General features: G+C 60.6%; 21 protein-coding genes. 9 read left to right on the top strand and 12 right to left on the bottom strand.

Annotation, left to right across the window (positions count from 1 at the left end; genetic code table 11):
* Nucleotides 1-5 precede the first annotated feature (5 nt).
* Nucleotides 6-533 (bottom strand): electron transport protein HydN, encoded by a 528-nt coding sequence (hydN, locus tag EGY08_RS21550; RefSeq protein ID WP_004124065.1) that lies wholly within the window; start codon nt 531-533, stop codon nt 6-8.
* A gap of 134 nt (nt 534-667) precedes the next feature.
* Nucleotides 668-1,681: a LacI family DNA-binding transcriptional regulator gene (locus tag EGY08_RS21545; protein ID WP_049113981.1), complete on the bottom strand. Its 1,014-nt coding sequence runs from the start codon at nt 1,679-1,681 to the stop codon at nt 668-670.
* A 256-nt stretch (nt 1,682-1,937) separates the two neighbouring features.
* Here EGY08_RS21545 and ascF point away from each other — a divergent pair, with 256 nt between their 5' ends.
* Both ascF and EGY08_RS21535 read left to right on the top strand, forming a co-directional pair.
* Nucleotides 1,938-3,380 (top strand): PTS cellobiose/arbutin/salicin transporter subunit IIBC, encoded by a 1,443-nt coding sequence (ascF, locus tag EGY08_RS21540; RefSeq protein ID WP_004124072.1) that lies wholly within the window; start codon nt 1,938-1,940, stop codon nt 3,378-3,380.
* Nucleotides 3,381-3,406: 26 nt separating this feature from the next.
* Nucleotides 3,407-4,831: a 6-phospho-beta-glucosidase gene (locus tag EGY08_RS21535; protein WP_049113978.1), complete on the top strand. Its 1,425-nt coding sequence runs from the start codon at nt 3,407-3,409 to the stop codon at nt 4,829-4,831.
* Nucleotides 4,832-5,046: 215 nt separating this feature from the next.
* Here the strand turns inward: EGY08_RS21535 and hycI are convergent, their stop codons facing one another.
* From hycI to hycA, 9 genes are all read right to left on the bottom strand, one after another.
* Nucleotides 5,047-5,532, bottom strand: a complete 486-nt coding sequence (gene hycI, locus EGY08_RS21530; protein ID WP_004124080.1) for a hydrogenase maturation peptidase HycI — start codon at nt 5,530-5,532, stop codon at nt 5,047-5,049.
* Nucleotides 5,525-5,935, bottom strand: coding sequence for a formate hydrogenlyase maturation HycH family protein (locus tag EGY08_RS21525; protein WP_049115891.1), 411 nt, complete (start codon nt 5,933-5,935; stop codon nt 5,525-5,527). The genes hycI and EGY08_RS21525 overlap by 8 nt, the downstream gene beginning before the upstream one ends.
* Nucleotides 5,932-6,699, bottom strand: a complete 768-nt coding sequence (locus EGY08_RS21520; RefSeq protein WP_004124084.1) for an NADH-quinone oxidoreductase subunit B family protein — start codon at nt 6,697-6,699, stop codon at nt 5,932-5,934. Before EGY08_RS21520 ends, EGY08_RS21525 begins: the two co-directional genes overlap by 4 nt.
* Complete coding sequence (locus EGY08_RS21515; RefSeq protein WP_004124086.1) at nt 6,699-7,241, bottom strand: formate hydrogenlyase complex iron-sulfur subunit; 543 nt, start codon at nt 7,239-7,241, stop codon at nt 6,699-6,701. The genes EGY08_RS21520 and EGY08_RS21515 overlap by 1 nt, the downstream gene beginning before the upstream one ends.
* A 9-nt stretch (nt 7,242-7,250) precedes the next feature.
* On the bottom strand, nt 7,251-8,960 hold the full coding sequence (gene hycE, locus EGY08_RS21510) for a formate hydrogenlyase subunit HycE (RefSeq protein WP_123828886.1): 1,710 nt from the start codon (nt 8,958-8,960) through the stop codon (nt 7,251-7,253).
* A 17-nt stretch (nt 8,961-8,977) separates the two neighbouring features.
* Nucleotides 8,978-9,901 (bottom strand): respiratory chain complex I subunit 1 family protein, encoded by a 924-nt coding sequence (locus EGY08_RS21505; RefSeq protein WP_049115888.1) that lies wholly within the window; start codon nt 9,899-9,901, stop codon nt 8,978-8,980.
* Between the two features lie 2 nt (nt 9,902-9,903).
* Nucleotides 9,904-11,730, bottom strand: a complete 1,827-nt coding sequence (gene hycC / locus EGY08_RS21500; RefSeq protein WP_049123288.1) for a formate hydrogenlyase subunit 3 — start codon at nt 11,728-11,730, stop codon at nt 9,904-9,906.
* Entirely contained in the window at nt 11,727-12,335 is a 609-nt protein-coding gene (locus EGY08_RS21495; RefSeq protein WP_004124097.1) for a 4Fe-4S dicluster domain-containing protein, read from the bottom strand. The genes hycC and EGY08_RS21495 overlap by 4 nt, the downstream gene beginning before the upstream one ends.
* 82 nt (nt 12,336-12,417) lie before the next feature.
* On the bottom strand, nt 12,418-12,867 hold the full coding sequence (gene hycA, locus EGY08_RS21490) for a formate hydrogenlyase regulator HycA (protein WP_004124100.1): 450 nt from the start codon (nt 12,865-12,867) through the stop codon (nt 12,418-12,420).
* A 208-nt stretch (nt 12,868-13,075) separates the two neighbouring features.
* On the opposite strand from hycA, the gene hypA reads away from it, so the two are divergent.
* The 7 genes from hypA to EGY08_RS21455 all read left to right on the top strand — a co-directional run bounded on the left by hypA (nt 13,076) and on the right by EGY08_RS21455 (nt 20,061).
* The gene (hypA, locus tag EGY08_RS21485; protein WP_004124103.1) at nt 13,076-13,420 is read left to right on the top strand and encodes a hydrogenase maturation nickel metallochaperone HypA; all 345 of its coding nucleotides are present in this window, start codon (nt 13,076-13,078) and stop codon (nt 13,418-13,420) included.
* Nucleotides 13,421-13,427: 7 nt separating this feature from the next.
* A complete protein-coding gene (hypB, locus tag EGY08_RS21480) occupies nt 13,428-14,300 on the top strand; it encodes a hydrogenase nickel incorporation protein HypB (protein ID WP_004124116.1) in 873 nt (290 codons plus the stop codon).
* A complete protein-coding gene (locus EGY08_RS21475) occupies nt 14,291-14,563 on the top strand; it encodes a HypC/HybG/HupF family hydrogenase formation chaperone (protein WP_004104861.1) in 273 nt (90 codons plus the stop codon). Before hypB ends, EGY08_RS21475 begins: the two co-directional genes overlap by 10 nt.
* Nucleotides 14,564-15,685 carry a hydrogenase formation protein HypD gene (gene hypD, locus EGY08_RS21470; protein ID WP_049113431.1) on the top strand — a complete coding sequence of 374 codons (1,122 nt, stop codon included), beginning with the start codon at nt 14,564-14,566 and terminating at the stop codon, nt 15,683-15,685.
* Nucleotides 15,682-16,692: a hydrogenase expression/formation protein HypE gene (hypE, locus tag EGY08_RS21465; protein WP_004124137.1), complete on the top strand. Its 1,011-nt coding sequence runs from the start codon at nt 15,682-15,684 to the stop codon at nt 16,690-16,692. Before hypD ends, hypE begins: the two co-directional genes overlap by 4 nt.
* Nucleotides 16,693-16,923: 231 nt before the next feature.
* Nucleotides 16,924-18,996: a formate hydrogenlyase transcriptional activator FlhA gene (gene flhA / locus EGY08_RS21460; RefSeq protein WP_004124140.1), complete on the top strand. Its 2,073-nt coding sequence runs from the start codon at nt 16,924-16,926 to the stop codon at nt 18,994-18,996.
* Between the two features lie 117 nt (nt 18,997-19,113).
* Nucleotides 19,114-20,061, top strand: a complete 948-nt coding sequence (locus EGY08_RS21455; protein ID WP_123828885.1) for an alpha/beta hydrolase — start codon at nt 19,114-19,116, stop codon at nt 20,059-20,061.
* A gap of 230 nt (nt 20,062-20,291) precedes the next feature.
* On the opposite strand, the gene EGY08_RS21450 is transcribed toward EGY08_RS21455, so the two are convergent.
* The gene (locus EGY08_RS21450; RefSeq protein WP_004124144.1) at nt 20,292-21,692 is read right to left on the bottom strand and encodes a glycoside hydrolase family 1 protein; all 1,401 of its coding nucleotides are present in this window, start codon (nt 21,690-21,692) and stop codon (nt 20,292-20,294) included.
* Nucleotides 21,693-21,705: the final 13 nt, after the last annotated feature.

Here is a 21,705-nt window from a genome sequence, read left to right as displayed (position 1 = left end):
CCGGATTACCAGGCCAGCGCGGTGCGGCGGCGTTTTTCGATATTCATCTGTTCGAGCCTGTTGCGGTCGACGCAAATCAGCGCGTGGGTCGGACAGGCGTCCATACAGGCCGGGCCTTCCTCACGGTGATAGCACAGGTCGCATTTGTTGGCTTCGGCTTTTTCCGCTATCACGTTCAGCCCCGCGCCGCTGTGGCGAATAACCGGGCGCACCACCACTTCCATGGCGCCGTACGGACAGGCCACCACGCAGGTTTTGCAGCCGATGCAGCGCTCCTGCATCACGTGGACGAAGCCCTGGTCGCGGCTGATAGCGCCGTTCGGGCAGACGTTGGCGCACGGGGCGTCCTCGCACTGACGACAGGCGGTGGCCGTCGACACGTTGACGCCTTTGATCACGTGAATACGCGGTAAAAAGGTTTTTGGCGTCAGCGCGGCGCAGTCCTGATTTTCCTGATGAGAGACCACGCAGGCCACTTCACAGGTGCGGCAGCCGATGCATTTGCTCGCGTCGGCGATAATGAAACGGTTCATCCATTTCTCCAGCTATAAGAAGGTTACGCGCCGGAGTATGCATAATGCGTTCCAATTTTTATAATACTGATATTAAAGGAGATAAATACGGGAGAGACTGTCATCGTCAGTTGTGACGATGACAGCTGACGACGTCAGGCGTGCGGGCCGGGGACCATTGAGTCGCGTTCAATCAGCTCGCCGGAAAAGGTTTGCTGAAATTTAAAATCGCCGCCGTCGAGCATAAAGATCAGCCGGTTGATGCTCTCTTTGATCATCTCCGTCACCGGGACTTTGACGCTGGAGAGCGCCGGCACCATAAACGGCGCCAGCGCGATATCGTCAAAGCCCACCACCGAAACCTGCTCCGGCACCTTAACGCCGAGCTGATGCAGCTGTTTCATCGCGCCAACCGCCATATCGTCGTTGCTCGCCACCAGCGCGCTGTAGCCGACGCGGCGCTGGCGCAGCGTCTCGACTCCCGCCGCGCCGGTTTCCGGCGACCAGCGCCCTTCGACGATCAGATCGTTATTCGGCGTAATGCCGTGGCGGGCCAGCGCGTCTTTATAACCCGAGAGACGCTCGACGCCGGTTGGCGAATCCAGCGAACCGGTAATAAACGCGATTTGCCGATGACCCAGCGCGATAAGCTTTTCCACCGCCATCATCGCCGAGGCTTTTTGATCGGACCAGACGCAGTGGCTGGCGTTGCGGCGCAGGCGGCGGTTGAGCACCATAATCGGCCGCTCATGATTTTCGATAATCTCATCCATCTCATCAACGCTGAGAAAGCGTGGATAGATAATAATCGCATCGCAGCGCAGATCGAGCAGATACTGAATCGCCTCGCGCTCCTCCTCCGCGCTGTGCTTGCCGTCGGCGAGGATCAGCTGCCGCCCTTTGTCTTCGGTCATCCGCGCCACGTGGTAAAGCAGTTCGCTGAAATAGACGCCGTGATAAAGGGTGTTGGTCACCACCAGCCCGAGGGTCTGCGTCTTTTTCGTCGCCAGGTTGCGCGCCAGCAGATTCGGCCGGTAACCGCTTTCGGCCACCGCCTGGAAGACGCGATCTTTGGTCTCCTGGCTGACATAGCCGTTCCCCGACAGCACCCGCGAAACGGTGGCCTTCGACACCCCCGCGCGCTTCGCTACCTCCAGCATCGTTGCCATGTGGTTATTCCTGTTGCCAATGTTGCCCGCAGTGTACTGCACGCGCTGCGCTTTTTCAGCATTTGTGCGTCTCCCGCGCTGATGCGCACACAGCGATCAAAATCACAAAATCGAGATCTTATTTTTTTATTTCTTGTATGCATTCATGAAACTAATCATGATTTTGTGGAACCGGTTTCCTATGTATGCATGATGCCGCTCCGCTTTCCGGCGCGGTGACAAGCCAGTATCCCATTGATAAACAGGATAAAATCCGATGTCTAAAAATTATGCAGCTCTGGCGCAGCAGATTGTGGCGGCAATTGGCGGCGCAGATAACGTGGCCGCCGTCACCCACTGCATGACCCGCCTGCGTTTTGTGGTCAAAGACAACGAGCGGGTCGACAGCGCCACCCTCAAAGGGCTAAAAGGCGTACTCGGCGTCGTGCGTAGCGATAACCAGTGCCAGGTCATCATCGGCAATACCGTCTCCCAGGCCTACCGCGAGGTGGTCGCCCTGCTGCCGGGAGAACTGCGCCCTGCCGAACCGCAGGGAAAACCGCCGATCACCCTGAAGCGCATCGGTGCCGGGATCCTCGATGCGCTGATCGGCACTATGTCGCCGCTGATCCCGGCAATTATCGGCGGATCGATGGTCAAGCTGCTGGCGATGATCTTAGAGATGACCGGCGCGCTGCCCAAAGGCGCGCCAACGCTGACTATTCTGACGGTTATCGGCGACGGCGCGTTCTTCTTCCTGCCGCTGATGGTTGCGGCTTCCGCGGCGGTGAAGTTCAAAACCAATATGTCGCTGGCGATTGCGATTGCCGGGGTGCTGGTGCACCCGAGCTTTATCGAGCTGATGGCCAAAGCCGCCCAGGGCGAGCACGTGGAGTTCGCCTTTATTCCTGTGACGGCGGTGAAATACACCTATACCGTGATCCCGGCGCTGGTGATGACATGGTGCCTCTCTTATATCGAACGCTGGGTCGACCGTATCACCCCGGCGGTGACGAAAAACTTCCTCAAGCCGATGCTGATTGTGCTGATTGCCGCCCCGCTGTCGATTCTGCTGATTGGCCCGCTCGGCATCTGGATCGGTAGCGCCATTTCCGCGCTGGTCTATACGATCCACAGCTACCTCGGCTGGCTGTCGGTGGCGATTATGGGCGCCCTGTGGCCGCTGCTGGTGATGACCGGGATGCACCGCGTCTTCACGCCGACTATCATTCAGACCATCGCCGAAACCGGCAAAGAGGGCATGGTGATGCCGTCGGAAATCGGCGCCAACCTGTCGCTGGGCGGCTCATCGCTGGCGGTGGCGTGGAAAACCAAAAACCCGGAGCTGCGCCAGACGGCGCTGGCTGCCGCGGCTTCCGCGATTCTGGCGGGGATTTCCGAACCGGCGCTGTACGGCGTGGCGGTGCGGCTGAAGCGACCGCTAATCGCCAGCCTGATCAGCGGCTTTATCTGCGGCGCGGTGGCCGGCATTGCCGGGCTCGCCAGCCACTCAATGGCGGCGCCGGGCCTGTTTACCAGCGTCCAGTTTTTCGACCCGGCCAATCCGATGACCATCGTCTGGGTCTTTGGCGTCATGGCGCTGGCGGTAGTGCTGTCGTTTGTCCTGACGCTGATGCTCGGCTTTGAAGATATTCCGCAAGAAGAAGCCGCCGCCGACGCCAGACAGCGTCAGGCCGGCGCCCAGGCTTCTCACGCCTGAACACCATTTTATTAACGAGGTAATGCATGGCGACTTTTCCACAGGGATTTTTATGGGGCGGCGCACTGGCCGCCAACCAGTCCGAAGGGGCATATCTGGAGGGCGGCAAAGGGCCGACCACCGTCGATATGATTCCCCACGGCGCGCACCGCCTGGCGGTCAAGCTGGGGCAGGAGAAACGCTTCGCGCCGCGCGACGATGAGTTCTACCCGAGCCACGAGGCGATCGATTTTTATCATCGTTATAAAGAAGATATCGCCCTGATGGCCGAGATGGGCTTTAGCGTCTTCCGCACCTCTATCGCCTGGAGCCGCCTGTTTCCAAAAGGTGATGAACAAGAGCCGAACCCGGAAGGGATCGCCTTTTATCGCTCGCTGTTCGAGGAGTGTAAAAAGCATAATATCGAGCCGCTGGTGACGCTGTGCCATTTCGACGTGCCGATGCACCTGGTTACCGAATACGGCTCCTGGCGCAATCGAAAAATGGTGGAGTTCTTCACCCGCTACGCCCGCACCTGTTTTGAAGCTTTTGATGGGTTAGTGAAGTACTGGCTTACCTTCAATGAAATCAACATTATGCTGCATAGCCCATTCTCCGGCGCCGGTCTGGTGTTTGAAGAGGGGGAAAATCAGGAGCAGGTGAAATACCAGGCCGCCCATCATGAACTGGTCGCCAGCGCCTTAGCGACCAAAATCGCCCACGAGGTGAATCCACAAAATCAGGTCGGCTGTATGCTGGCGGGCGGCAATTTCTACCCTTACTCTTGTAAGCCGGAAGACGTGTGGATGGCGCTGGAGAAAGATCGCGAGAACTTGTTCTTTATCGATGTCCAGGCGCGCGGCGCGTATCCGGTGTGGGCGGCGCGGGTATTCCGCGAGAAAGGTGTGACCATCGCCAAAGAAGCGGGCGATGATGAAATCCTGCGCCATACCGTCGATTTCGTCTCCTTCAGCTACTACGCTTCGCGCTGCGCGTCGGCGGAGATGAACGCCGGCAACACCAACGCCGCCAATATTGTTAAGTCACTGAAGAACCCGCATATTCAGGCCAGCGAATGGGGCTGGGGCATCGACCCGCTCGGCCTGCGCATCACCATGAATATGATGTATGACCGCTACCAGAAACCGCTGTTCCTTGTGGAAAACGGTCTCGGCGCGCGGGATGAGATTGACGCTAACGGCGAGATTAACGACGACTACCGCATCAGCTATCTGCGCGAGCATATTAAGGCGATGGGCGACGCCATCGCGGATGGCATTCCGGTGATGGGCTACACCAGCTGGGGCTGTATCGATCTGGTGTCCGCCTCCACCGGCGAGATGAGCAAGCGCTACGGCTTTGTCTACGTCGACCGCGACGACGCCGGTCACGGCACGCTGGCGCGGAGACGTAAGAAGTCGTTCTGGTGGTATAAGAAGGTGATTGCCAGCAACGGGGAAGATTTGGCGTAGTGTGCCCCGCGGACTGAGGGATGCTCAGCCTGGCAAACACTTGCAACACGGTAATTTCCCCGGCTCGCGCTGCGCTTAGCCGGGCTACAGGTTCATCAACGCTCGCGGACCGGTAGCCCGGAGAGTAGCCGTAGCCCGAGTAGGGCGTTTACGCCGCGACCCGGGGAAAAAAGTAAACTTGCTCCCCCTGACCAAACTCCCGGCTTGCGCTGCGCTTAGCCGGGGAACGCCGGCTCCTCTGCGGCTTCAAGTGCCGCAAAACCGCCCTGCCCCTGCCAGCCATCAAGCCGCGCGTACACCACCTCGACCGCGTCCTTAATCGGCTGGGTCATTGGGTAATAAAAGCCGACGATATCCGGCTGAATGCCTAAGAAAATCACCTCGCCGATATCCTCTTTTAGCTGATCGATCAGATAGTTGAGCGGCATATTGTGGGTAGTCATCATAAACATCTCGGCAATATCATCCGGGTCGACGATGCGGATCTCGCCGGGATTCAGCCCCATATCGGTGGCATCGACGATCAGCAGGCGCTCAGGGCGCAGCTCGCGAATAGCAACAATATCGTTTTCCGGCGCGCTGCCGCCGTCAATCACCACCCACTCGCCGACGGGATTAGCCGCGCACATCTCCGCCAGCAGCGGGCCTGCGCCGTCGTCGCCCATCATGCTATTGCCAACACAGAGTAAAACGTCAGTCACGGAGTCTCCTCACCATCAGGTAGATGGCGCTTTCCTGGTGAATATCATGCAGCATGCTGAGCAGGGTTTTGCTCCACGCCTGCTGCTCGGGGGTCTGCCGGGCCTGCGCTTTATCAAAAGCGTTGGCCAGCATCGTCACATGATTGCTATCGATCACGATCTCGCCGTACTTCGGCACGCCTTCCATTTTGCGCCGTGCGACGCTGCCCTCTTCGAGGGTCGCAATCCACGCCAGATACGCCTGCCACGGGCAGCTCAGCGCCGCCTCGAGGCAGTCGATGACGCCGAGGTGGTGGCCAATCGCCAGGCTGTAATAGACCACCTGCTGCGCCTGGTCAGGCGTCGCGTCGTTCTCATCAATAAATTTACGGCTCAGCTGACTGAACACCACCGTCTCGCTCATCGGATACGCGCTCCCTCGACCACCTGGTTCAAATGGGTGACGATCTCGGTCAGACGCGGATCTTTTTCCGCCTCCAGCCAGCGCACCACCTGGCTATCGCCCTGCGCCAGCAGGCGCATATAGTCGTCGGCAATCTGGCGACCATAGCGATAGCCCGCCAGGCGACGCGCTTCGCGGTCAATGCGCACCCGCAGCGGCTGTACCATATCCGGGTGCAGAAGCTCGGTCGGCCGTTCATCCTGCTCGCCCGGCAGACGGGCGTGGATTTTCTGCTCCAGCAGGCCCAGCGCCATCGCGAAGCCGTACAGCGTCGCGGCAGGCGTCGGCGGGCAGCCGGGAATATAGACGTCTACCGGCACGATTTTATCGGTCCCGCCCCACACGCAGTAGAGGTCGTGGAAAATGCCGCCGCTGTTGCCGCAGGCGCCGTAGGAGATACAGATTTTCGGGTCCGGCGCGGACTGCCACGCGCGCAGCGCGGGAGAACGCATCGCCCGGGTCACCGCCCCGGTAAACAACAGAATATCGGCGTGACGCGGCGACGGCACCACTTTGATACCAAAACGCTCGGCGTCGAACAGCGGCGACAGGGTAGCGAAAATCTCGATTTCGCAGCCGTTGCAGCCGCCGCAGTCCACCCGATAGACGTAGGCGGAACGCTTAATTTTTTTCAGCAGCGAGGCCTTCATGCTGGCGATGGATTCATCCACCGTCATCGGCACCGGAATGCCGTTTTCATCGCGCGGGCCTAATAAATTGCTCATCAGCTGGCCTCTCTCATATGGCGAGTCAGTTCAATACGGTCGGACGGCACCAGGCACTTCTGGCGTTTACACTCCGGGCAGGTCTCAAAACTTTCGCGATGCAGCTCGGCGCGGCTGTCGCCGTTGTGTTTGAGCAGCGCGATGGCGTAGTCGATCTCTTTCTGTACGGCGAACGGTCGTTCACATACCCGACAGTGGCAGATGGCAAAACGCGACTGCTGGAGGAAATCCTCTTTTTTCCACACCGCCAGCTCGTACTCCTGAGAGAGCCTAATCGCCGCCGTCGGGCAGACCTCTTCGCAGCGTCCGCAGAAGATGCAGCGCCCGAGGTTGAACTGCCACCCCAGTTGATTGGTGGCCAGATCGGTCTCCACCGTCAGGGCGTTCGACGGGCAGGCGTTAACGCAGGCGGCGCAGCCGATGCACTGCTGCGGATTATGCTCCGGTTTGCCGCGGAAGTTTTTATCCACCGGCATCGGCTCCAGCGGGTATGAGTGCGTCGCGGTGCCGGTTTTGATGACTTTTTTAATAAAGGTAAACATGGCGATTCCTTATTTCAGCGGCGAGTTCTTACGCTCGATGCTGTAGCGCTCCAGCTCTTTGTATGGCACCACTTTGCTTTTCTTCTTGCGCACGTCGACCACGGTCATGCGGTCGGTACAGGAGTAGCACGGGTCGAGGCTGCCGATAATCAGCGGCGCGTCGGAGACGGTATTGCCGCGCAGCATATAGCGCAGGGTCGGCCAGTTGGCGTAGGTCGCCGCCCGGCAGCGCCAGCGGTACAGCTTCTGGTTGTCGCCGGTCATGCTCCAGTGGATATCATCCCCGCGCGGCGCTTCCGAGAAGCCGAGCGCGAAGCGGTGCGGAATATAGGTGAAGCCTTCCACCATCAGCGGGCCGCCCGGCAGGTTATCGAGGCCGAAGTCGATCATGTTCAGCGCGGTGTAAACTTCGTTGATGCGCACCTTGAGGCGCGAGATGACATCGCAGCCCTGCTCGCTGTGCACTTCCATCGGCAACAGGCCGTAGCCGACAAACGGGTGGTCGGCGCGGGTATCACGGGCGTGGCCGCTGGCGCGCACCATCGGGCCAACGTTGCTGAAGTCGCGGGCGATTTGTGGGTCGAGACGACCAATACCCACGGTACGCTGCTCCATATTCGGCGTGCTGAGCAGCATATCCACCAGCTCCTGCACGTCGCGGCGCATCTGCTGCGCCAGCTGGCGGGTCTGGATCATGTCCTCTTTCAGCAGATCGCGACGAATGCCGCCAATCAGGTTCAGGCCGTAGGTTTTACGCGCCCCGGTAAGAATTTCCGCCATCTTCATCGAGGTTTCGCGCACGCGGAAGAATTGCATAAACCCGGAGTCGAAGCCGGTAAAGTGGCAGGCGAGGCCGAGGTTCAGCAGGTGCGAGTGCAGGCGCTCCACCTCCAGCAGAATGGCGCGGATCATTTGCGCGCGCTCCGGCACCACAATGCCCATCGCGTTCTCCACCGATGTGGTGTAGGCGGTGCTGTGGACGAAGCCGCAGATACCGCACACGCGGTCCGACAGGAAGGTGACTTCGTTGTAGCCCATCCGGGTTTCCGCCAGCTTTTCCATCCCGCGATGGACGTAGAACAGGCGGTAGTCGGCATCGATAATATTTTCGCCGTCAACGAACAGGCGGAAGTGGCCCGGTTCATCGGAGGTAACGTGCAGCGGGCCAATCGGCACCACGTTGTTTTTCTTGCTGCCCAGCTCGTTGATAAACTCGTAGGTTTCCGCGTCGGTGGTCGGCGCCGGACGCTGGCGGTAGTCCATGCTGTCTTTACGCAGCGGATAGAGTTCATCCGGCCAGTCGTCCGGCAGCACCAGCCGGCGCTCGTCCGGCAGACCGACCGGGATCAGACCGTACATATCGCGCACTTCGCGCTCGCCCCACACGGCGGCAGGCACGCGCGGCGTCACCGACGGATACTCGGGTTTATTGGCGTCCACTTCCACGCGCACGGTGATCCAGCACTTCGTGCCCTGCTCCATCGACAGCACGTAGTAGACGGCGTAGTGGCCGTTGAGCTTGCGTTCGTCGTTGCCGAACAGCACCGACAGCCAGCCGCCCTGCTTGTAGTACAGGAACTCGACCACTTCCGGCAGGTAGTTGACCTTTACCGTGACCGTCAACTGGTCTTTGGTCTGCCAGGCTTCATCCAGCACCACGCCCGGAAAGGCCTGATGCAGCGCGGCGAGATAGTGTTGACCGATTTTTTCTTCAGACATGCTCAAACTCTCTTAAATCACGCCACCAGCAAGGAGACGAAGGCTAAAAAGGCAAAACCAAACCCGGCCCAGGTGACGCGGGAGGTGGCGCAAAAGCGCAGACGCGCCATGCTGTTTTCGAACAGCGCAATCACCAGCACGCCAAGCACCAGCTTGATGACGGCAACCACCAGCGCCAGCAGCAGACCGCCGACGCTAAAGCTGGTCATCTGTCCCCACGGGATAAATACGCCGACGAACATTTGCAGGACCACCAGCTGTTTGAGGCTAATGCCCCACTTCAGCACGCCGAAGCCGCTGCCGCTGTATTCCGAGAGCGGGCCTTCCTGAAGCTCCTGCTCCGCTTCCGCCAGGTCGAACGGCAGCTTGCCCATTTCGATAAAAGTGGCGAAGGCGCAGGCGCACAGCGCCAGAATTAGCGGAAGAGTGCGGGCGACAGGCCAGTGGTAAATGGTGTCGGTGATGCTGCTGATATGGGTGGAACCGGCGACCTGCGCCGCGACCCACAGGCCGAGCAGCAGGATAGGCTCCACCAGCACGCCGAGCATCGCTTCGCGGCTGGCACCGATAGCGGTAAACGGGCTGCCGGTATCAAGGCCGGAAATAGCGAAGAAGAAGCGGGCGATAGCGAACAGGTAGATCAGGGTGATCAGGTCGCCCAGCCCCGCCATCGGCGAATCAACGGTCACCACCGGCAGCGCGGTGGCGATGGTCAGCATCACGCCGACCATCACGTACGGCGTCAGGCGGAAGACCCAGCCGGAGGCGTCCGGGCCAACGCTCTGGCGCCCCAGCAGTTTCACGATATCCCGGTACTCCTGCAGCACGCCCGGACCGCGGCGGTTATGCAGACGCGCGCGGGCGACGCGGGTCACCCCGGACAACAGCGGCGCGGCGGCGAACAGCACCAGCGCCTGCAGCAATGCAATTAATACGCTCATTCTCAGGCTCCTCGGGAAATCACAATCACCACCAGTACCGCCAGCTCAACCAGCGCCACGCCGCGAAACAGCGCAGGCGCGGAGGCGCTCTGCCAGCCGGGCACCAGGCGCACCGGATTCAGCCAGTGGCGAAGCTTGAGGATCGGCGCAAAGGCTTCTTTCACCGGCATGGCGAAACCGTGGGCGGTCACCACCATGGATTTCTCATGGTCGTAGCCGCAGACCCAGGCCGCGCCGCGGGAGCGCGCCGGCAGGCGATCGCCCTTAAAGAAGATCATCAGCAGCAGCGGCAGCAGCGGGCAGGCGATCAGCAGAATGGCGATCAGCGGCTGAGACACCACGCTGGAGACCTCCGCCTGCACCGGAAACGCCCCGCTCACCAGCGGCAGCAGCCACGGCGCGGCAACCCCGCCAATCACGCAGCAGACGGCGGCCAGCACCACGCTAAAGGTCATCAGCCCCGGCGCGCAGGTGGCGTTTTCCGCCTCTTTGCTACGCGGCGCGCCGAGGAAGGTGACGCCGTAGACTTTCGCCATACACATCACCGCGAGGGCGCCGGTAATCGCCAGGCCCACCGCCAGCAGCGGTCCGAGCAGACGACCAACAAACGCGTCGCCGGTGCTCAGCTTGAAGAAGGACTGATAGATCACCCACTCCCCGGCGAAGCCGTTCAGCGGCGGTAGCGCGGCCATCGCCATCAGGCCCACCAGCATGGAGAGCGAAATCAGCGGCATTTTCTTGCCGATGCCGCCGAGCTTCTCGATATCGCGATGACCGGTACGGAACCACACCGCCCCCGCGCCGAGGAACAGGGTGGTTTTTAACAGGCTATGGTTGATCAGGTGATACATGCCGCCGATAAAACCCAGCACCATCAGGGTCGGGTTATGGGTCGCCACGCCGGTGACGAACGCCCCGAGGCCGAGCAGGATAATGCCGATGTTTTCCAGGGTGTGGTACGCCAGCAGGCGCTGAATATTGTGCTCCATCAGGGCGTACAGTCCGCCGACGAAGGCGGTGATCATGCCCAGCACCAGCAGCATTACCCCCCACCACAGCGGCGGTACGCTACCGGCCAGCGACACCGTCAGGATGCCGTAGAGACCGACTTTCATCACCACCGTGGAAAACAGCGCGGCGGCTGGCGCGCTGGCGCCGGCGTGAGCCTGCGGCGCCCAGCCGTGCAGCGGAATGACCCCAGCCAGCAGCGCAAAACCAACCAGGCCCGGCAGCCACAGCAGCGCGTTCTGCGGCGCCGCCATCGCCTGTTGGGTAATCTGCGCCAGCTCAAGGGTGCCGTAGGACGACCAGACCAGCCAGCAGCTCCACGCCATCAGCAGCGTACCCAGACGCCCCAGCGCAAACCACAGCTTGCCGGACTGCGCGCAGCCGGTAAGAAACGCGGCGCAGAGCGCCATAATCTCCGCCATCACCACCAGCGCGCCGAAGTTCGTCACCACCACCGCGCAGGTCGCAGCGGCCAGCAACAGGTTCACCAGCAGGCCGTTCGCTTTGACCTGCGGATGGCGATGCCAGGCGATATTGAACAGCGAAATCGGCAGCGCCGAGAGGCCGATCGCCAACAGCCACAGCGCGTTGACGCCGCCCACGCGCAGGGTCAGGTGCAGCATCTGCAGCATACCGCCGTTGACGCGCTCCGGCATTAGCAGCGCCGTTCCGCCCGCCAGCACCAGCATCGCGCTGGCGACCGCGCCGCCGATCCCGGCGATCGCCCCGCTCAGCGGTTTGCGCAGGGCGAACAGAAACGCCAGCACCGCGCTGGCGGCGTACCAGGCCACCGCCTGATTCACTAAGGAAATCACACTCATTTCACGTCCCCTTGTTGCGCCTGGAACAGCGACAGATCGCCGAGATCGGTATTAAAGGTCAGCTGCCGCTTACGCTTGCTGGCCTGGGCGATATCGCGGATATCCACCAGCAGCAGCGCGTTAGTCGGGCAGGTGCGAACGCACGCCGGGCCCTGCTCGTCGAAGTGGCATAGGTCGCATTTGACGGCGATGGCGCGCACGCCCGGCACCCAGTCGAGCAGCGAGCTGACGCGGGCCGGCGCCGGCGGCGCGGCGGGGGCCAGGGGGGTATTGGCGTTAGCCGGCATATCCAGCGGACGGCTGCCGGAAAACTCAATGGCGCCGAACGGACAGGCGATGCCGCACAGCTTGCAGCTTACGCACAGGCTCTCATTGAGCTGCACCGCGCCATCGACGCGATTAATGGCGTTAACCGGGCAGACGGCGGCGCAGGGCGCATCTTCACATTGGTGGCACATCTGCGGCGCGGATTCTTTTTCATTGCGCATTAAATGCAGCCGGGGCATGGCTTGCAGGCCATGCTGGCGGTGAGTCTCAGCGCAGGCGGCTTCGCAGGTGCGACAGCCGATACAGACGGTGGAGTCAGCAATTACAAAACGGTTCACCGGGTCATCCTCAGGTGAAAGTCATTTTTGACGAAAACAGGTTGCGCAGGTGTCAGCTTCGACACTTGTCGACACCTGACGATTAACGGGCCAGCGTCAGGTGGCTTAAATCCACCGGCTGGTCTTGTTCGATAGCCTCGTAGAGACGGTCGTAAACGCTGGCGATAGTCGCCAGATAGTGCTCGAGAACCTGCTCGCGATCGCGGTTGCTGATCCGGCCATCGATAGTGCCATCCGCGCCCAGCGTGGCCTGAGCGATCAGATGCCTGTCGTCGCCGTTTTTGGTTTCCACGTAATACTCGATGGTGTGGCTGTTAAACCCTTCCGCCAGCGCGACGTAGACCTGAAAATGGCCAAACAGTACGAAGCACAGTTCTTTATCCGGCGCGCAGCTCATGGCGTGATGCAGACGCGCTTTCGACAGGGTTATTCCCTGTACCAGCGAGTTGCAATAGGTGTGCCACTGCTCCTGATGCTGGCGGTGACGATCGGCGATGTAGTCCGCCTTTTCACTTAATTCCCAAATAGTCATCCCGGATCCCCCGTTGTATGAGATTCACCGGTTAAGCACTTTTCATGCCAATATTTAATTAGTTGATTTTAAAATAATTTATTAAATACCGGCCGGCAGAAAGACATGTCGATGACGATGTCTGACGCGCGTCATCGACATTTTCGTGACATTACTTGTGACCTGGCATCGTTATTGCATTAAAGGGCCATCGCGATACGGAGGCACCATGCACGAAATCACCCTTAGCCAGCGGGCGCTGGAAATTATCGAACAGCAGGCGCAGCAGGCCGGCGCGCGTCGGGTCACCGGCGTGTGGCTGAAGGTCGGGGCGTTTTCCTGCGTGGAGGCCAGCGCGCTGACCTTCTGCTTTGAGCTGGTGTGCCGCGGCACGCTGGCGGAAGGCTGCGAGCTGCATATCGCCGAACAACAGGCTGAATGCTGGTGTGAAACCTGCCAGCAGTACGTGCATCTCATCTCGCAGCACGTGCGCCGCTGCCCGCAGTGTCAGAGCGACCGGCTGCAAATCGTGGCGGATGACGGCTTACAGATTCAGCGACTAGAAGTGGAGTAATAAGATTATGTGTACAACCTGCGGCTGCGGTGAAGGCAACCTTTATATAGAAGGCGATGAGCATAACCCGCATTCGGCGTTTCGCAGCGCCCCCTTCGCGCCCGCCCCGCGCCGGATGATGAACATTACCGGCGTGAAAACCGATAACTTTTCCCCTACCCGCTCGGCGGTGGGCGACCTGCACTACGGTCACGGCGAGGCGGGTACCCACGCGCCGGGCCAGAGCCAGCGGCGGATGCTGGAAGTGGAAATCGACGTGCTGGATAAAAACAACCGTCTGGCCGCCCGCAACCGCGCGCGCTTCGCCGCTAAAAACCAGCTGGTGCTGAACCTGGTCTCCAGCCCCGGCTCCGGCAAAACTACCCTGCTGACGGAAACCCTGCTGCGGCTGAAAGCGAAAACCGCCTGCGCGGTGATTGAAGGCGATCAGCAAACGGTGAACGACGCCGCGCGCATCCGCGCCACCGGCACACCTGCTATTCAGGTCAACACCGGCAAAGGCTGCCATCTCGACGCGCAAATGATCGCCGACGCCGCGCCGCGCCTGCCGCTGAATGACCGTGGGATCCTGTTTATCGAAAATGTCGGCAACCTGGTGTGCCCGGCGAGCTTTGACCTCGGCGAACGTCATAAAGTGGCAGTACTGTCGGTCACCGAAGGCGAAGACAAACCGCTGAAATATCCGCATATGTTCGCCGCCGCCAGCCTGATGGTGCTTAACAAGATCGACCTGCTGCCGTATCTCAACTTTGACGTGGAGAAGTGTCTGGCCTGCGCCCGCGAGGTGAACCCGGATATTGACATCATCCTGCTCTCCGCCACCAGCGGCGAAGGCATGGACCAGTGGCTTAGCTGGCTGGAGACGCAACAATGTGCATAGGCATTCCCGGACAAATCTGCGCCATTGACGGCAATCTGGCGAAGGTAGAAGTGTGCGGCATTCAGCGCGAAGTCGACCTGACCCTGGTGGGCGCGGTCGACGATCGCGGCCAGCCGCGTCTCGGCCAGTGGGTGCTGGTCCACGTGGGTTTCGCCATGAGCGTCATCAACGAAGCCGAAGCCCGCGACACCCTCGAAGCGCTGCAAAATATGTTTGAAGTCGAGCCGGACGTCGGCGCGCTGCTGTACGGCGAGGAGCGGTAAATGCGTTATGTCGATGAATACCGCGCCCCGGAACAGGTGATGCAGCTGGTGGAACATCTCCGGCAGCGCGCGCGCCTTCTACCGCATACCGCCGACCGTCCGCTGCGCATTATGGAAGTGTGCGGCGGCCATACCCACGCCATTTTTAAATTTGGCCTCGACCAGCTGCTGCCGGAAAATATCGAGTTTATTCACGGGCCCGGCTGCCCGGTGTGCGTGCTGCCGATGGGACGCATTGACGCCTGTATCGATATCGCCAGCCGTCCGGGGGTGATTTTCTGCACCTTTGGCGACGCCATGCGCGTGCCGGGAAAAAACGGCTCGCTGCTGCAGGCGAAATCGCGCGGCGCCGACGTCCGCATCGTCTATTCACCGATGGATGCCCTTAAGCTGGCGCAGCAGAACCCCGAGCGTGAAGTAGTGTTCTTCGGACTCGGTTTTGAAACGACGATGCCCGCCACCGCCCTGACCCTGCGTCAGGCCCGCGAGCGCGGCGTCGCCAACTTCTACTTTTTCTGCCAGCACATCACCCTGCTGCCGACCCTGCGCAGCCTGCTCGACCAGCCGGATAACGGTATCGACGCGTTTCTCGCCCCCGGTCACGTCAGCATGGTAATTGGCACCGACGCCTACGGTTTTATCGCCAGCGACTATCATCGTCCTTTGGTGGTGGCAGGATTCGAACCGCTTGATCTACTGCAAGGCGCGGTGATGCTGGTTGAGCAGACAATAGCGCGGCACAGCAACGTGGAGAACCAGTATCGCCGGGTGGTGCCCGATGCGGGCAATCCGCTGGCGCAGTCGGCCATCGCCGAGGTGTTTTGCCTTAGCGGCGATAGCGAGTGGCGCGGGCTGGGGGTGATTAGCGACTCCGGCGTGCATCTGACGACGGCATACCAGCGTTTCGACGCCGAGGCGCATTTCCGCCCGGCGCCGCAGCGGGTCAGCGACGACCCTCGCGCCCGCTGCGGCGAGGTGCTGACCGGCCGCTGTAAGCCGCACCAGTGCCCGTTGTTCGGCAAGACCTGCAACCCGCAGAGCGCGTTCGGCGCGCTGATGGTCTCATCGGAAGGCGCCTGCGCCGCCTGGTATCAATATCGCAGTCAGGAAATCGAAGCATGAAAAGCGTTCAGTTAGCCCACGGCAGCGGCGGTCAGGCGATGCAGCAGCTGATCGGCGACCTGTTTATGCAGGCTTTCGCCAACCCCTGGCTGGCGGAGCAGGAAGATCAGGCGCGTCTCGATCTCGCTCAGCTTAGCGCGCAGGGCGACAGGCTCGCCTTCTCCACCGACAGCTACGTTATCGATCCGCTGTTTTTCCCCGGCGGTAATATCGGCAAGCTGGCGGTGTGCGGTACGGCGAACGATGTAGCGGTGAGCGGCGCGCTGCCGCGCTATCTCTCCTGCGGGTTTATTCTCGAAGAGGGGCTGGAGATGGCCACCCTCGAAGCGGTGGTGAACAGCATGGCGCAGACCGCCCGGGAGGCCGGTATCGCCATTGTTACCGGCGATACCAAAGTGGTGCCGCGCGGGGCGGCGGATAAGCTGTTTATCAATACCGCCGGGATCGGCGTGATCCCCACCGGTATTCGCTGGGGGGCGCAGCAGATTAGCGCCGGCGACGTGCTGCTGGTCAGCGGTACGCTTGGCGATCACGGGGCGACGATTCTTAACCTGCGCGAGCAGATGGGGCTGGACGGCGCGCTGTCCAGCGACTGCGCGGTGCTGACGCCCTTGATTCAGACGCTGCGCGACGTCGCTGGCGTGAAAGCCCTGCGCGATGCCACCCGCGGCGGGGTTAACGCGGTGGCCCACGAGTTCGCCGCCGCCAGCGGCTGCGGGATTGAGCTGCATGAGAATAAGCTGCCGGTGAACGAGACCGTGCGCGGCGTCTGCGAGCTGCTGGGGCTGGACGCGCTTAATTTTGCCAACGAAGGCAAGCTGTTGATCGCCGTCGCCCGCGAGGCGGCGGAAAGCGTACTTGCGCATTTACGGTCCCATCCGTTAGGCCGCGATGCGGCGATAATCGGCGAGGTCGTGCCGCGCGCGGGCGTGCGCTCCATCGGCCTGTACGGCGTCAAACGTACGCTGGATCTTCCTCACGCCGAGCCGCTGCCGAGAATTTGTTAACGGTGCGGGACCCCGGATTGCGGCTAACGCCTTATCCGGGCTACAAAACTGCGCACACCTGTAGCCCGGCTAAGCGCAGCGCGAGCCGGGCAAAACCAGCATGATTATCCCGCCCAAACCCGCGGGCAACCGCGGATGGGTGGACGGCGGTAACAACCGCTTTATAAACAGACTATTATTTGTGTCATCACTTTCTTCTGCGCCGCTTTGCGGCGCTTTTGGACTTAAGCAATGTCGTATACACCGATGGGCGATCTTGGGCAGCAGGGTCTGTTTGATATCACCCGCATTTTATTACAGCAGCCGGATCTGGCCGCGCTGAGCGAGACGCTGACCGGCCTGGTGCAGCAGTCCGCGCTCGCCGACCGGGCGGCGATTATTCTGTGGCATTCCGGCAACCATCGCGCGACAAGGCACGCCTGCGACGATGCCGGACATCCGGTGAGCTACGAAGATGAAACCGTCCTCGCCAACGGCCCGGTTCGACGCCTGCTGTCCCGACCGGATGCGCTGCATTGCGATCGCGCCACCTTTGCCGAGACATGGCCGCAGCTCGCCCGAAGCGGACTCTATCCCACCTTTGGCTATTACTGCCTGCTGCCGCTGGCGGCGGAAGGCCGCATCTTCGGCGGCTGCGAATTTATTCGCGACGACAACCGCCCATGGACTGAAAAAGAGTACCAGCGGCTACACACTTTTACGCAAATCGTCGCCGTGGTCACCGAGCAGATCCAGAGCCGGGTCAGCAACAACGTCGATTACGACCTGCTGTGCCACGAGCGCGATAACTTCCGCATCCTCGTGGCGATCACCAACGCCGTGCTCTCGCGGCTGGATATCGACGAGCTGGTCAGCGAAGTGGCCAAAGAGATCCACCGCTACTTCCGCATCGACGCCATCAGCGTGGTGCTGCGCAGCAACCGCAAAGGCAAGCTCAACATCTACTCCACCCACTACCTCGACGCCAGCCATCCGGTGCACGACCAGAGCGAAGTGGATGAAGCCGGCACCCTGACCGAGCGGGTCTTCAAAAGCAAAGAGATGCTGCTGCTCAATCTGCACGAGCATGATCCGCTGGCGCCGTACGAAAAAATGCTTTTCGAGATGTGGGATAACAAAATTCAGACCCTGTGCCTGCTGCCGTTAATGTCCGGCAATACCCTGCTCGGGGTGCTAAAACTGGCGCAGTGCGATGAGAAAGTCTTCACCACCACCAACCTTAAGCTGCTGCGGCAAATCGCCGAGCGCGTCTCGATTGCCATCGACAACGCCCTCGCCTACCGCGAAATTCAGCGCCTGAAAGAGCGGCTGGTCGATGAGAACCTCGCCCTGACCGAACAGCTCAACAACGTGGAGAGCGAGTTTGGCGAAATCATTGGCCGCAGCGAGGCGATGAACAGCGTGCTCAAGCAGGTGGAGATGGTGGCGCAGAGCGACAGCACGGTGCTGATCCTCGGCGAAACCGGCACCGGTAAGGAGCTGATTGCCCGCGCTATTCATAATCTGAGCGGCCGCAATAGCCGGCGGATGGTCAAAATGAACTGCGCGGCGATGCCCGCCGGGCTGCTGGAAAGCGACCTGTTTGGCCACGAGCGCGGCGCTTTCACCGGCGCCAGCGCCCAGCGTATCGGCCGTTTCGAACTGGCGGACAAAAGCTCGCTTTTCCTTGATGAAGTGGGCGATATGCCGGTTGAGCTACAGCCGAAGCTGCTGCGCGTGTTGCAGGAGCAGGAGTTCGAGCGTCTCGGCAGCAATAAGCTGATTCATACCGACGTGCGCCTGATCGCCGCGACCAACCGCGATCTTAAGCAGATGGTCGCCGATCGCGAATTTCGCAGCGATCTCTACTATCGGCTGAACGTTTTTCCGATCCACCTGCCGCCGCTGCGCGAGCGTCCGGACGATATTCCGCTACTGGTGAAGGCCTTCACCTTTAAAATCGCCCGCCGTCTGGGACGCAATATCGACAGCATTCCGGCGGAAACGCTGCGCCTTCTCAGCCGCATGGAGTGGCCGGGCAACGTGCGTGAACTGGAAAACGTCATTGAGCGCGCGGTGCTGCTGACCCGCGGCAGCGTGCTGCAGCTCTCCTTGCCGGAAATGAGCATCGAGCCGGAGCCGCTGGCGGCGGAAGTACTGCCGGAGGAAGGCGAAGATGAATACCAGCTGATTGTCCGGGTGCTGAAAGAGAGCAACGGCGTGGTCGCCGGACCGAAGGGCGCGGCCCAGCGCCTGGGGTTAAAGCGCACCACTCTGCTTTCGCGCATGAAACGCTTGGGTATTCATAAAGACCAGCTGCAGTAGGCACATCTTCAGAACGCTGTTTCATTTTGATTTTAATGAAACAGCGTTCTGTGAGACAACTCGCGTTACCCGCCGCTCATCAATGATAAATAAGCCTTTTCCTTAATGGAGATGCTTATGACGCGTTTACCTCTGGCCGCCGCCATCGCTTTGCTTTTCTCTTCTCAGGCTGCATTTTCCTCTCTGCCCACCTTTTCTGTCTGGCCCGGCGGTGAAGCGCCCGGCGCGAAAAACAGCCCGGCGAGCGAATCGCTGGTGGAGCGCAGCAAAGACCCCTCGCTGCCCGATCGCGCGGTCACCGGCGTTCGCGCTCCGACAATTACCGTTTACGCGCCGGAGAAGCCCAACGGTATCGCGCTGCTGGTGACGCCGGGCGGCTCTTATCAGCGGGTGGTGCTGGATAAAGAGGGCAGCGATCTTGCCCCGGTGTTTAACGCCCGGGGCTATACCCTGTTTGTGATGACCTACCGGATGCCCGCGGACGGTCATGCGGAGGGCAGCGATGCGCCTCTGGCCGATGCCCAGCGCGCGCTGCGTACCCTGCGGGCACGGGCCGCCGAGTGGCGTATCGACCCGCAAAAAATCGGAATTATGGGCTTTTCCGCCGGCGGACACGTGGCGGCCAGCCTGGAGACCCGTTTTAGCGAACCGGCTTACGCCGCCGTGGATGTTATCGACCAGCAGAGCGCGCGGCCGGATTTCGCGGTGCTCGGCTATCCGGTTATTTCTATGGTTCCGCCGATTGCCCATCCCGGATCGCGCAAGGCGTTGATTGGCGAAACGCCGACGGCAGAGCGGCAGCGTCGTTATTCACCGGAACAGAACGTCACGCCGCAGACGCCGCCGACCTTTATTTTTCACGCGGTGGACGATCCTTCCGTGCCGGTGGATAACGCGCTGGTGATGTTTAACGCCCTGCGCGCGCAGCAGGTGCCGACCGAGCTGCATCTGTTCGCCGAGGGGAAACACGGGTTTGGCATCCGTGGGACAACGGGCCTGCCCGCCGCCGAGTGGCCGCAGCTGGCGATGAACTGGATAGCCTCGCTGGCGGAAATAAAAAAATAGCGCCGATAACCCCTGGCTCGCGGCTGACGCCTTAGCCGGGCTACCTGTCCGCAAACTGCGGTGACCCGTAGCCCAGGTAAGGCGTCAGCCGCCACCGGGGAGATCATCTGAAGCCCCTGTAGGTATGACTTCCCGGAGGCGATACTGCACATCAGTCCGGGCTACAAGTTCGTGTGGTTTGGTAGCCCGGACAGGCGCGCCAAGCGCCGCCTCCGGTGGATTTTGCCGAGCTATTTATCAGAACTGAAGCCGTTGCTGGTCGCCAGTTCGGCAAACCACAGCGCGTTGCGCTTTATCTGCCGCTCTCCGGTTTGCAGGTCGAGCCGCCAGAAACCGTAGCGGCGCTTGAACGAGTTAATCCATGACCAGTTATCGATAAAGGTCCACTGATGCACGCCAAAGCAGTTTGCGCCGTCGGCTATCGCGCGGTGCAGCTGCACCAGATGCTCTTCCATCAGGCCGATGCGGAACGAATCGTCAATGACCCCGTCTGCGCCGGGTTCGCCTTCCGACTCAATATCCATCGCAATACCGATTTCCGCGAGGAACCACTTTATATTGCCGTAGTTATCGCGAATATTGGCGGCAATGTCATAAATCGCCTGCGGCAGAATCTCATTATTATCGCGATAAGGATTAAAGCGCCCTTCTGGATTCACATAGTTTTCGAAATAGAACTCCGGGGTGAAATAGTCCAGCGTATAGTCGCTTTCGCGCGCCTTCACCCGCCGCGGAACGTAATAGTTAACGCCGAGAAAATCGACGCGCGATCCGGTAATCAACTCCACGTCGGCTTTTGTCACCTCCGGCAGGCAGTTGCGCGCGGCCAGAATTTCGCACAACTCTTTCGGGAACTGATGCTTCACTAGCGGATCGAGAAAGCTGCGGTTGAAGAACAGATCCGCATACCACGCCGCTTTTTTATCCTCCGCACTGTCGTTGCGGGTATAGGACGGCGTCAGATTCAGCACCACGCCAATCTCGCTTTCCAGCGCCAGCGCGCGAAACTCGCGCACCGCTTTAGCGTGGGCCAGCATAATGTTAAACGCCACCTGCGCCGCCAGCCTGCCGTCTTTCTTGCAGGGATAGTGGAAGTCGTACAGATAGCCGCCCTCAACCGGCACAATCGGCTCGTTGAAGGTGATCCAGTATTTCACTTTGTGACCAAACAGCTCGAATGCGGTGCGGGCAAAACGCGCGAAGAGATCCGTCACGTGCGCCGACTCAAAGCCGCCGTACTGCTTTTGCAGCGCTTCCGGCATGTCGAAGTGGTAGAGGTTAATCATCGGTTCAATGCCGTTTTCGATCATCTCATCAAGGTAGGCATGATAGAAACGCACCGCGTCCGCATTGGGCGCGCCGGTTTCGAAGTCATCAATCAGCCGCGACCACTGAATCGACGTGCGGAAGGAGTTGAACCCGGTCCGCTTCATCAACGCCACGTCCTGGGGATACTGATGATAGGTGTCGCAAACGGTTTGCGGCCCAATCTGCTGATAAAAACGTTCCGGCTGTTCGGCAAACCAGCTATCCCAAATAGAACGGTGCGGCTTGTTGCTTATCCCTTCCGTTTGCGGGCCGGATGCCGCCGCGCCCCAAAAAAAGCCTTCCGGAAACTGATACCGGGTCATAACGCCTCCTGTA

The sequence above is a fragment of the Klebsiella sp. FDAARGOS_511 genome (assembly GCF_003812845.1).
In the GTDB taxonomy this organism is placed as follows: Bacteria; Pseudomonadota; Gammaproteobacteria; order Enterobacterales; family Enterobacteriaceae; genus Klebsiella; species Klebsiella grimontii.
This window is presented reverse-complemented; position numbering and strand designations above follow the sequence as displayed.